22 protein-coding genes are annotated in these 9,774 nt (G+C 67.6%); 12 read left to right on the forward strand and 10 right to left on the reverse strand.

Annotated elements, in window-relative coordinates; all coding sequences use genetic code 11:
- Positions 1–4 precede the first annotated feature (4 nt).
- From dnaN to AKJ13_RS22355, 9 genes are all read right to left on the reverse strand, one after another.
- The gene (dnaN, locus tag AKJ13_RS22320) at positions 5–1,123 is read right to left on the reverse strand and encodes a DNA polymerase III subunit beta (protein ID WP_050735337.1); all 1,119 of its coding nucleotides are present in this window, start codon (positions 1,121–1,123) and stop codon (positions 5–7) included.
- The gene (locus AKJ13_RS22325; protein ID WP_050735338.1) at positions 1,120–1,506 is read right to left on the reverse strand and encodes a hypothetical protein; all 387 of its coding nucleotides are present in this window, start codon (positions 1,504–1,506) and stop codon (positions 1,120–1,122) included. Before AKJ13_RS22325 ends, dnaN begins: the two co-directional genes overlap by 4 nt.
- Complete coding sequence (locus tag AKJ13_RS22330; RefSeq protein WP_050735339.1) at positions 1,506–1,766, reverse strand: DUF2312 domain-containing protein; 261 nt, start codon at positions 1,764–1,766, stop codon at positions 1,506–1,508. The genes AKJ13_RS22325 and AKJ13_RS22330 overlap by 1 nt, the downstream gene beginning before the upstream one ends.
- A 50-nt stretch (positions 1,767–1,816) precedes the next feature.
- Positions 1,817–2,044 carry a hypothetical protein gene (locus tag AKJ13_RS22335; RefSeq protein WP_050735340.1) on the reverse strand — a complete coding sequence of 76 codons (228 nt, stop codon included), beginning with the start codon at positions 2,042–2,044 and terminating at the stop codon, positions 1,817–1,819.
- Between the two features lie 41 nt (positions 2,045–2,085).
- Complete coding sequence (locus tag AKJ13_RS22340; RefSeq protein WP_244471681.1) at positions 2,086–2,400, reverse strand: hypothetical protein; 315 nt, start codon at positions 2,398–2,400, stop codon at positions 2,086–2,088.
- Between the two features lie 257 nt (positions 2,401–2,657).
- On the reverse strand, positions 2,658–3,032 hold the full coding sequence (locus tag AKJ13_RS31515) for a hypothetical protein (RefSeq protein WP_210166725.1): 375 nt from the start codon (positions 3,030–3,032) through the stop codon (positions 2,658–2,660).
- Between the two features lie 363 nt (positions 3,033–3,395).
- Positions 3,396–3,614 carry a hypothetical protein gene (locus AKJ13_RS22350; RefSeq protein WP_050735343.1) on the reverse strand — a complete coding sequence of 73 codons (219 nt, stop codon included), beginning with the start codon at positions 3,612–3,614 and terminating at the stop codon, positions 3,396–3,398.
- Positions 3,611–3,778 carry a hypothetical protein gene (locus AKJ13_RS31975; protein WP_160320621.1) on the reverse strand — a complete coding sequence of 56 codons (168 nt, stop codon included), beginning with the start codon at positions 3,776–3,778 and terminating at the stop codon, positions 3,611–3,613. Before AKJ13_RS31975 ends, AKJ13_RS22350 begins: the two co-directional genes overlap by 4 nt.
- On the reverse strand, positions 3,775–4,032 hold the full coding sequence (locus tag AKJ13_RS22355) for a hypothetical protein (RefSeq protein WP_050735344.1): 258 nt from the start codon (positions 4,030–4,032) through the stop codon (positions 3,775–3,777). The genes AKJ13_RS31975 and AKJ13_RS22355 overlap by 4 nt, the downstream gene beginning before the upstream one ends.
- On the opposite strand from AKJ13_RS22355, the gene AKJ13_RS31520 reads away from it, so the two are divergent.
- From AKJ13_RS31520 to AKJ13_RS31980, 12 genes are all read left to right on the forward strand, one after another.
- A complete protein-coding gene (locus AKJ13_RS31520) occupies positions 4,013–4,789 on the forward strand; it encodes a helix-turn-helix transcriptional regulator (protein ID WP_144426339.1) in 777 nt (258 codons plus the stop codon). The two genes, AKJ13_RS22355 and AKJ13_RS31520, sit on opposite strands and share 20 nt — an antisense overlap.
- 51 nt (positions 4,790–4,840) lie before the next feature.
- Positions 4,841–5,053, forward strand: a complete 213-nt coding sequence (locus tag AKJ13_RS22365; protein ID WP_050735346.1) for a hypothetical protein — start codon at positions 4,841–4,843, stop codon at positions 5,051–5,053.
- Positions 5,054–5,055: 2 nt separating this feature from the next.
- On the forward strand, positions 5,056–5,283 hold the full coding sequence (locus AKJ13_RS22370; RefSeq protein WP_050735347.1) for a hypothetical protein: 228 nt from the start codon (positions 5,056–5,058) through the stop codon (positions 5,281–5,283).
- A 98-nt stretch (positions 5,284–5,381) separates the two neighbouring features.
- Positions 5,382–5,513 carry a hypothetical protein gene (locus AKJ13_RS33145; RefSeq protein ID WP_280137121.1) on the forward strand — a complete coding sequence of 44 codons (132 nt, stop codon included), beginning with the start codon at positions 5,382–5,384 and terminating at the stop codon, positions 5,511–5,513.
- 2 nt (positions 5,514–5,515) lie between these two features.
- Positions 5,516–5,917 carry a hypothetical protein gene (locus tag AKJ13_RS22375; protein ID WP_050735348.1) on the forward strand — a complete coding sequence of 134 codons (402 nt, stop codon included), beginning with the start codon at positions 5,516–5,518 and terminating at the stop codon, positions 5,915–5,917.
- Positions 5,917–6,444: a siphovirus Gp157 family protein gene (locus AKJ13_RS22380; RefSeq protein ID WP_050735349.1), complete on the forward strand. Its 528-nt coding sequence runs from the start codon at positions 5,917–5,919 to the stop codon at positions 6,442–6,444. Before AKJ13_RS22375 ends, AKJ13_RS22380 begins: the two co-directional genes overlap by 1 nt.
- Before the next feature lie 2 nt (positions 6,445–6,446).
- Positions 6,447–7,427: a phage recombination protein Bet gene (gene bet / locus AKJ13_RS22385; protein WP_050735350.1), complete on the forward strand. Its 981-nt coding sequence runs from the start codon at positions 6,447–6,449 to the stop codon at positions 7,425–7,427.
- Entirely contained in the window at positions 7,424–7,846 is a 423-nt protein-coding gene (locus AKJ13_RS22390; protein ID WP_144426340.1) for a hypothetical protein, read from the forward strand. The genes bet and AKJ13_RS22390 overlap by 4 nt, the downstream gene beginning before the upstream one ends.
- Positions 7,843–8,367 carry a hypothetical protein gene (locus tag AKJ13_RS22395; protein WP_050735352.1) on the forward strand — a complete coding sequence of 175 codons (525 nt, stop codon included), beginning with the start codon at positions 7,843–7,845 and terminating at the stop codon, positions 8,365–8,367. The genes AKJ13_RS22390 and AKJ13_RS22395 overlap by 4 nt, the downstream gene beginning before the upstream one ends.
- Positions 8,364–8,882: a hypothetical protein gene (locus AKJ13_RS22400; RefSeq protein ID WP_050735353.1), complete on the forward strand. Its 519-nt coding sequence runs from the start codon at positions 8,364–8,366 to the stop codon at positions 8,880–8,882. Before AKJ13_RS22395 ends, AKJ13_RS22400 begins: the two co-directional genes overlap by 4 nt.
- Positions 8,879–9,298, forward strand: a complete 420-nt coding sequence (locus tag AKJ13_RS22405) for a helix-turn-helix transcriptional regulator (RefSeq protein ID WP_050735354.1) — start codon at positions 8,879–8,881, stop codon at positions 9,296–9,298. The genes AKJ13_RS22400 and AKJ13_RS22405 overlap by 4 nt, the downstream gene beginning before the upstream one ends.
- Positions 9,298–9,450, forward strand: a complete 153-nt coding sequence (locus tag AKJ13_RS31980) for a hypothetical protein (RefSeq protein WP_160320622.1) — start codon at positions 9,298–9,300, stop codon at positions 9,448–9,450. The genes AKJ13_RS22405 and AKJ13_RS31980 overlap by 1 nt, the downstream gene beginning before the upstream one ends.
- Positions 9,451–9,478: 28 nt before the next feature.
- Here AKJ13_RS31980 and AKJ13_RS30660 read toward each other — a convergent pair whose 3' ends face one another.
- The gene (locus AKJ13_RS30660) at positions 9,479–9,745 is read right to left on the reverse strand and encodes a PilZ domain-containing protein (RefSeq protein ID WP_082317062.1); all 267 of its coding nucleotides are present in this window, start codon (positions 9,743–9,745) and stop codon (positions 9,479–9,481) included.
- Between the last annotated feature and the right edge of the window lie 29 nt (positions 9,746–9,774).

Below are 9,774 nucleotides of genomic sequence, written 5' to 3' on the forward strand. Positions count from 1 at the left end.
GGCGCTAGACCCGCATCGGCATGAGGAGGCACAGCGGGCCGTCGTTGCCGCCGCGGCGCCAGATCATCGGCGATCCGGGATCGCCCAGGTCTATCCGCAGCGTGTCGGATTCGAGGGCGTCGATGATCGCGCGGCCGTACTTGGCGTTAAAGCCGACATCGATCGGCGAGCCGTCAAGCTCCGCGTCAATCTCCTCCCGAACCTCGCCTCCGCTACCATCCACCGTGACGGTGACCTGCTCGGCCTCGATCGACAGCTTCACCGCGTTGCCGCGCTCGGCGATGACGATGAGCGCCCTGTCGAGAGCGCCGCGCAGATGGTCGCTCGTCACGGTCAGGTGACGGTCATTCCCGACGGGGATGAGGCGCTGGTAGTCTGGGAAGGTCGCGTCGATGATCTTGGTGGTGAGCACCGTTCCGAGGGCCGATGCCCGGACGCCGGAGGCGTGGACGGACAGGCTTACGGGGCCGTCGCCGACCGCATCGGCCAGCTTCGCGAACTCATGCTGAGCCTTACGGGGCAGGATGAGCGACGGCATGCCGGCACACCCCTCCGGGGCGGGCATATCGATCATGGCGAGGCGATGCCCATCCGATGCGACGGCGCGCAGCACAGCTGCACCGTCCTCCGGGTGCATCGCCTGCAGGTAGATCCCGTTGAGGTAGATACGGGTCTCCTCCGTGGAGATCGCGAAGTTGACCGCGCCGAGCATCCGGGAGAGCTCTTTGCCCGGCAGCGCGAACTCGTGTGCATCACCAGCGAGCCGAAGCTCCGGGAAATCGCTGAACGGTAGGGTCGGCAATCCGACGCGCGAGCGCCCAGACCGAACGACGACGCGTCCAGCGGCCTCCTGCTCGAGCGTGACGCTGCAGCCAGAGGGAAGGCGCTTCAGCAGGTCGAACAGCGTGCCAACGGCGACGGTGGCTGCGCCCGCGGTCACGACATCGGCGGGGCACGTAGTTTCGACCTGAAGATCGAGGTCGGTTGCCCGGATTACGAGGCCGGCGGAGCCGACCAACAGGGCGACGTTACCCAGGATTGGGATCGTGTGGCGCGATTCTACAATCCGGCGCGCATGATCCATGGCGCGCAGCAGCGCATCGCGCTCGACGAAGAACTTCACGGGGCGAACTCCAGATTGTGGAAAGCGAGAAGGTCGACGAGGCGCCGATGACGGCTGGCGGCCATGACAGCGCCGTAAGCCCCGCGGGCATCTCGGACGGACGAGAACTTCGGCTTGGCAGCCCGGGTAAGGAGCAGCTCCGCGTCGGCGATCCGGCGCGCTCGCAGAAGATCCTCGGCCTCATGAGCGAGCGAGTTGGCGAGGCGATCGCTGGTGGCGCACTCCGCAACCGTCTGGATCGCTGTGGCCACGTCCCCGGCGCGCAAAGCCTCCAGGGCATGCTCGTGGCGCCCGAATGGATCGGGCTCCCAAGACGAGAGCCAGTCCGCGCCGTCTTCGAGCTCTGGCTCGTCATATTCAGGGTAGCGGCCTGGCGAGAGCATCAGGCCATTCCGATCGCTTGAAGGTAGAGTTCCAGGATCGCTTCCTGCTCCTGGCGCTCGCTGTGATCCTGCTTCCGGAGGCGGATGATGGTGTTGAAGGCCTTCAGGTCGAAGCCACGGCCCTTCAGTTCCGAATTAAGCTCCTTGATGTCGCCGCTGATGCCGGCCTTCTCCTCCTCAAGCCGCTCGCGGCGCTCGACGAACTGCTTCAGCTCGTCGGCGGCGACACTTTCGGAAGACGACACATCGTGCTGTGACATCGGAGATACCTCGCGGTGATAGGAGCGGGAGCCGCCCGCTGCGGTGAAAATCAGATGCGCTTGAGGGCCGCGCGCGCCGTGTGGCGGCGGTCAGCGTCCGCGTGGACGATGCGAGCGACGTCGGGCTCGGAGATGCCGGTCGCCGCAGCGATGGCAGCGGTGTCGTGGCCCGCAGCCCAGCGGCGCATGACCTCGGCGATGTCTTGGATGCGAAAGCGGTAGCGATGCGGATCCGGCAGCATCAGAGCGACGGCAGACGCCCGGCGGATCAGCGTCACTCTCGCAGCGTTCTGCCGTGAGGCGAGGAGCGTAGCGCTAGTCATTGCCGGTCCTCGTCCACCAGCGAAGCCACCATGGGAGCGGCAAGCCGGCAGCGCGGCGTATTCTGGCCTGTCGCCAGATCCAGGCTCTTGATCGAGCTCTGATCCATTGCATCGTCCCCCCCTCCCAGCGCGAAGAACGCTGCGCGGTCTTCGTCAGCCTGTGCGTCCCAGCGGTCGCAGTTCGCCTGATAGGTGCGGTGGATTCGGAGGAACGTGTCGGCGTCGAGCCTCACGGGCTGGTGGCCGATGAACTTCCGGACCCATGATCCGGTCGCCCCGATCGAGCGGGCGACCGCGTCGTAAGCCAGCATTCGCGAGCCCGTCCGACGCTCGGCATGACGCACGAGGGCGCCAACGAGCGGGAGGGCGAGATTAGCCGCGGTCTGCATTGTCCGATTCCGGGCAAAAATTGTCCGCACCCGTGCACTCCATCGTGTTCATCTCGAAACACGGACGGAGGCACTGGCCATGGACAGCAAAGGACGGATCGAAAGGATACGCAGGTACACGACGAGCACCCTGGCCAGCGGCTTGGCGCTCAGATGGCAGGGGTGAGGAGAGAGGCATGTCAGACGCGCCCGAACAGACGAGCGGCAGCAGAACGCCAGGACCAACGATCGTTCGCGGGCGCGGACGTGTCCTGCGCCTTGCGAACGACAACCGCCGGCGGGACGAGGATCACGTCGCCACCGGCGGCGCGGTGCGCGAGCCAGGCGTGAAGCTCGGCATCATGCGCGTCCTGGCGAAGGTGCTGAGCGGCATCTTTCAGACGGACACCGCGGGCGAGGCGATCCGCAGCTGCAGACGTGATGCCCGGCCAGCCCGGCGTGGCGGACACCACCGATTCCATATCGGTGGCCGACTGCAAAATCGGATCGGCAGCCTGTTCGCAGGCGTCGGCTAGGTCGAGCAGATGACGAGGGTCGTGCGTCACGCGGCGCATGCTCCGGTGAGAGGCCACCGACTGGGCAGCTCGGCTACGCGATGAAGGGGTGCGGGCTCTCGGCAGATCATGAGCGACCGGGGGACGGCCGAGAGCCCTCCGCGACGGGCCAGCTGGGCAGTTGGCGCCGCGGATCTGGAGAAATCTCGAGGTGCCGGCCTCGCTATTGGGTGAAACGAGACCGGCACCCGTCATCCGCGCCCCTGTGTGTGCGTCTCGGCCGCGGAATTCGGGAATGGGGAAGTGGGCGAAGCGCATCACCGCGCACCCACGAGATCGCTGCGCTCAGGCGCTTCCAACCAGAACAGCAGCGAGAGCTGCGGCAGGAGAGCGATGCCGAGGCAGATGAGATCCAGGAGCATGTCAGTGCTCCGTCGCTTGGGCGGCGCGCCGGGCCGTCACGACGGCGTCGGCGAGCGGACCGATGAAGGCCTGAGCCTCGTCCAGGCTCTTGCGGTCGGTGTCCCAGGAACGGGAGCCGCGGCGGCGCCAGGCGAAGTAGACGCAGCCGTGCGCCAGCGTGGCGCGAAGTGTGCCGGCCGGGATGTCAAGATCAACCGAGACGCTGCTGGCGGCGCTCATGCGAACACCTGCACGCCGACGAAGAGAGCGAGCGCCACCGCAAGGCCGCACCCGGCGGTCTGCTGCGAGATCGAGCGGCCCTCATGAGGCGCGTCGTCGCCCGTCATCGGGAGAGCGCCCCAGGCGGCGAGCATGATTGCGAGGATGCAGAGCGCGGTCATCACGACGCCCTCGCCATCTGCGGTTCGTTCGCGACCGCAGCGATGACCGGAGCGAAGTTCGCAGCGCTGAGCGCTACGCCACTCGCCTCCGCATGCTCGAGCAGCTTGCCAATGTGCCAGTGGGGAATGACGCCGCCGGTGCCACCCTTCGCCTTGCTCGCCTGCCACCGATAAGGAGCAGTGATGCTGACGCCGGCGATCCGCGCGACCTCGGCTTCTCCGCCGAGCAACTCAACGATGGTACGGGCTGGCTCCATACCGGCACCTTCTGATTTTCAGAAGCATGCGTCAAGCGATATTTCTGAAAAACGAGATTGCGCCCTTCTGGTGGGTGCGCACAACGAACTCATGGATCACAAACAGTGGATCAGAGACGTTGTGGATAGCGGGGATGGTCGCGCCCGGGGGAAAACCCGCGCCGGCCTCGCGAAGGCCCTAAGCCGCGCTCAAAGCGCGATAAATCGCCTACTAGACGGCGATCAGGCTTTGAAAGTCTCTGATGTGGCGGTCATCGCCGAATACCTAGAAGTTGAACCCCCTACTTTTCATCGTTCCCGTTATGTACCACTCTGGGGGAAGGTCTCAGGGGGACGAAACGAAGCGGTTCTGTTCGGTGACAATGGCGGCCCGATCGACTGGATCGCCATTCCGCAGGGTGGAGCCGACGCGCGCGGAGCTTTGGAGGTGGATGGGGATTCCATGCGCGGTATCGCGGGGAGCGGCTACATGGTGTTCATCGGAGAGCGGCACGAGCCACCGACAGCCGATCAGGTCGGACAGCTCTGCGTTTGTGGTTTGCCGGGCGGCCAGCGTGTCGTGAAGTTCCTGCACGCCAGCAAGTACGACAGCCGCTTCGATCTCTTCAGCTCCAACGACGAGCCGATGCTCGCTCAGGCTGTGGACTGGGCGGCCGTAGTTACCAACATCGTTCCGGCACCGCAGGCCGGCCGTCTGGCCAGGCGAACCGAGGAAGACGACGAAGGCATATTTCTGAAATTCGAAAATCTCGCTTGACGCGCTTCTGAAAAACAGAAATAGTGAGGGCGTTCCACAGAGGACGCCCTGATGTCCCGCGCCCCTTCCGATTACTGGATAACATGCCTCGACGGCGCCCATGCCGTCCGCTCTGCTCGCGGCTTCGAAGCCGAAGGCATCCAGAGCTACGGCGACGCCCTGGCGGTCATTTCCGACCTTGAGGCCGCCGATCAGATCGAGGCCGAACAGGCTGCAGCCGCTCTCGCCGACTATCACGCCGACCTGATGCGCGAGGCCGCCTGATTATGGCCGCCTCCCGCCTCCCGATCCTCGACACCGCCCCGAGCCTTGACGATCTGCCGCCGATTCCGGCGACGAACCTCCTGACCCGGCCGCTGGCGCGCGAGATTCAGGACATCATCGACCGCACGCCGTTTGATGCCGCCGCACGCCGCTTCGTCCGCCGGCCCGGTCCCGCCGAGCGTGCTCAGCGTCTCGCGCAAATCATCGGCCAGCAGCCCGAGGGCCTCTGAGCCATGACCGCGGCCCTTCTCCCCCTCGTCGTCTTCGCTGGACTGGCTCTGGCCGGTCTCAGCGCCGCCCTCCTTCCCCTCTGACCGCCGGTGCTCTGATGCGCGCCTTCCTCGCCGACGCCCTTCCCGACTCCACGGCCCGCGGCCTGGCCGCCGGCATGGCCCTGTACCTCGCTGCCGCGGCCGTCCTCGGCGCCGTCTGCATCCTCCGCCTGAACGGAGCGCTCTGACCATGTGCGCCCCGATGATTCCCACCGACCAGCACGACACGCGCGGCAACACGGCGGCGCTACGTGAGAAGGCCGAAGCCGCCTACGACGAGCTGCTGACCGCCCTTAGGGTCCGGCACAAGCTGCTCCGAGACATCGACGATGGTGTCCGGGCTTCGAGGCTGAGCAACGGCCTGCTCGACCAACGCCTGAAGCGCGTCAACCAGATCGCCGCCGAGGCTGAGTACGCTTACCAGCAGGCCGCCAACTCGCTGATGCTGGGCGAGGTCAGCGTCTGCAAGGTCACCAGCCTCTCGCTTGCTGTGGCGATGCAGATCCGGATCGGCCGGAACGAGAAGGCGTCCGGCATGCCCGTGCCGGCTGCGCGCCTCCCCTCTGTCATCAGCCCTGCGGGGGCGATGTGATGGCAGCCGCACGCCGCCGGCCCGACTTCGCCCGGGATGCCGTCAAGGAGCTGGAGGCCGCTCGCATCTTGCGCGAGCACCTCGCCGATCTGGCTCAGGGGGACGAGGCCTTCATCCGGGACACCCTGGAGGGCGAGGCGGATCTCGATGGTCTGGTCTCCGCGCTGGTTCACGCCATCGGCGAGGATGAAGCACATGCGGTTGGCCTCAAGGCCTACCAGGATCAGGTCGCGCAGCGCGTGTCGCTCTACGGCGAGCGCGCCGAGTTCAAGCGCCGCCTGCTGGTTCAGGCCCTGGAGATCTCCGGCCGGCCCGCGATCGAGACGGACGGCGGCACGGTTTCGCTGCGCCCAGTCGCCCCAAAGCTGATCGAGGGCGAGTCCGCCGACATCCCCGCCGAGTTCTGGCAGCCGCAGCCGCCGAAGCTCGACCGCCGCGCCCTGCTCGCCGCGCTGAAGGAAGGCCGGGACGTGCCCGGCGCCAGCCTGAGCAACGGCGGCGTCACCATCAGCATCCGGAGGGCCTGAGCATGTCGAACGTCGTCGCCTTGCCCGGCGCGTCGCCAGCCTACGATGCCAAGACCGTCGCGCTGATCCGCCGGACGGTCGCGGCGGATACCAACGACGACGAGTTCAACCTCTTCGTTCACACGGCTCGGCATCTGCGCCTCGACCCGCTGCGCCGGCAAGTCTTCGCGTTCGTCTACAACAAGGACAAGCCGGCCAAGCGGCGCATGTCGATCATCGTGGCGATCGACGGCTTTCGCGCCATCGCGGACCGGACGGGCGCCTATCGCCCGGACGACGAGGAGCCTTCATTCGAACTCGATCCCGAATTGAAGGGTCCGAGCAATCCGGCCGGCCTCGTGAAGGCGACGGTGCGGGTGTTCAAGCACGCGCATGGCGCCTGGCACCGGGTCACGGCCTCGGCCTACTGGGAGGAGTATGCTCCGCTCTCGGAGCAATGGTCCGACGTGGTCCGCAAGGACTCGGGCAAGACCTGGCCGAACGGCGATGTGAAATACGACGTGGCGCCAGCCGAGGGCGCCACCCGGATCATGAAGCTCGACACGTCCGGCAACTGGGGGAAGATGCCCCGGCTGATGCTGGCGAAGGTCGCCGAGGCGCTGGCGCTTCGCAAGGCTTGGCCGGACGACTTCGCGAACGTCTACGCCGCTGAGGAGGTCGACCGGTCCCGAGTGGCGGACATGCTGCCGTCCGAGGCTGCGGCCGAGGGCGCCACGCAGGAGCGCCTAGAGCGCATCGGCGCTGGCCGGACCATCCTGTTCCAGTTCGGCCCGAATACGCCGCTGGAGCCCGTCGAAATAGGCCGCATCGCCGACCGGGTGCGTGAGCACCTGAGCGACCTGAAGGGCGACGCTGCAGCCGTGCGCGCCTGGGAGATGCAGAACCGGCACGGCCTGCGCGAATGGTGGGGCCGGGATTCCTCTCGGGATCCCCTGGAGACGAAGAAGGCGATCGAGGCGGCGCAGCGCGAGGTTGCGTCGTGACTGCTTTCATTGACGCTCGCACCCGGCGCGATGCCGGCATGGAAGCGGCGGCCGATGCCGAGGCCCGGGTGCAGCCCGAGTATGCGGCGACTCTCTACGCCGCCATCGAGGCGGTCGCACGTCGGCAAGCGACGGTCCACGTGGACGACGTGCTGCCGATCCTGACCGTGCGGGCCCAGCACTTCAACGCTGCCGGGAGCGTCTGGGCCAGGGCGATCCGCGATGGCGTGATCGTCCGCACCGGCCGCGTCCGCGCCTGCCGCACGAATCGGGCGAAGCACGCTCATCAGTCCCCGGTCTACCGCTCGATGCTGTTCGGGCGGGCCACCATCGCCACCGCGCCGGGTCGCCAGCCGCCGCAGGTGCGCGCGCTCCCAGGCCAGATCGACCTTTTCGGATCCGCAGGAGGCGCCTCGTGACCGACGTCGTCCCCCCGATTCCGTTCGTATGGCAAGGCGACGGCTTCCGGCCCGCCACGGCGCACTGGCAGCGCATCGCCGACAAGCACTACGCCATCGGCGAGGTCCGCAACCTCGTGCCGGAAGAGCAGCGCTCCAAGGCGTCACACGGCCACCAGTTCGCCGAGATCGGCGATGCCTGGCGCACCCTACCCGAGCATCTGGCCGAGCGCTTCCCGACCGCTGAGGCCCTGCGCAAGTTCGCGCTCATCAAGGCCGGGTTCGCCACCGTCACCGAGCACGTGTGCGGCTCGCAGGCAGAGGCCCAGCGCCTCGCCACCGTTATCGCCAGCCTCGACCCCTACAGCGTGACCGAGGTCCGCCGGAATGTCGTGCGGCATCTCCGGGCCATGTCGCAGTCGCTGCGGGCCATGGGCCGCGACGATTTCCAGCGGAGCAAGCAGGGCTGCCTTGAGGTCGTGGCCGAGATGATCGGCGTGCCGGCCACCACGCTCAGCGCGAATGTCGGGAGAGCGGCATGAAGGCCGAGTCCCGCCGCGCCGTCCCGCTCGCTAAGCAGGTCGAGGCCTCCAAGCGCCAGATCGCCGACCTGATGCAGCGCCTGGGCATGGTCGCGATCAGTGAGCCCGTCGAGCTCGAACTGGATCACGAGCCCGCCCTGGGGCTTCGCGACGTGGATCCGGCCACCGGCGAACACCGGCCGCACCAGCACGATCCGCGCTACCTCGTCTGGCGGCCGAAGGCCAAGCACGCGGTGAAGACCCGCGGCACCGGCGCCACCACAGCCGGCAGTGACGTCGGCGAGATGCGCAAGACCCGGCAGCTCGTGACCGCTCGGGTGGAGCGCGGAGAGATCGCCCCCGATGATCCCAGCATCGCCCGCTGGGCGCCGGATCCGAACCGCCGGCAGCAGCCGCAGAAGCCGATCCAGGGCCGAGGCCTGCCCGGCCGGTCTGCCGACAAGCCATCGCCCTGCCGCGTCCCGAGCAAGCTCGCCGGCCTCCCCCGTAACACCTTCACGGAGCGCTCCCGATGAGCCGCACCGAGCTCACATTCCTGCGCGATGTCGGCGCCCGCCCGCCGTCCCGCCCGCGCTACGAGGCCGGCCCGCGCCCGCAGCGCGTCGACGGCAGCCTTGAGCAGGCCGAGCGACTCCGCGTTGCGCGCCTGATCCGAGAGCCCCGCCTGCGCAAGGGCATGCCCCAGGTCGAAGCTGCCCGGCGCCTAGAGATACCCCAGGCCATGCTGTCGAAGTGGGAGCGCGCCAAGCAGACTGTGCCGCCGGCGATGCGGGCCAAGATCGCCGATCTGTACGGCTTCGACCTGTCGCTGATCGACGGCCTCGACATGGTCGACGTCGCGGTCACGCCGGACGAGCGGGCGCTGCTGACCCGATACCGTGCAGCCTCCCAGGACGAGCGCCGTGCCGCACTCGCCGCGGTGTGCCCGTGATGGCGTTCTGGCTCGGATTCATGACCGGCATCGGCGCCGTGTGCCTCCTGATCCTGATCGCCCTGGCGGTGCTGCTGCACGGCGACGTGCAGGCGGAGGATGCGGTCGAGGCGTCCGGCGCCCCGGCGAGCGGCGAAGGGGTGGCGGCATGACGGTCCGCATCCTTCGAGGTGACTGCCGCTATGTCGACAGTCGCATCGGCTCCTCGAGCACCACGCCGAGATTGCCCGCCGAGCGCCAGACCACGCGAGCGTTCATGCGCTCGGCGGTCTGCGGGATCTCCAGCAAAAACGTCTCGGGGAGACCGAAGACGCTGTTCACGCGGAGCTGTGCGCCGCCCGGGGATCGATCTAAGATCGTGCAGCCCACTGCTCGGCCGAAATTTGGCACGATGCGGCCGTTGAGATCCGTCTCACTCCGCGGACCGGCCCGTCTCTCATGGGTCATGTTTGCGCGCTCAAGTTTCTATTTCGCGC

Source organism: Methylobacterium sp. ARG-1, from assembly GCF_001262595.1.
Classification (GTDB): Bacteria; Pseudomonadota; Alphaproteobacteria; order Rhizobiales; family Beijerinckiaceae; genus Methylobacterium; species Methylobacterium brachiatum.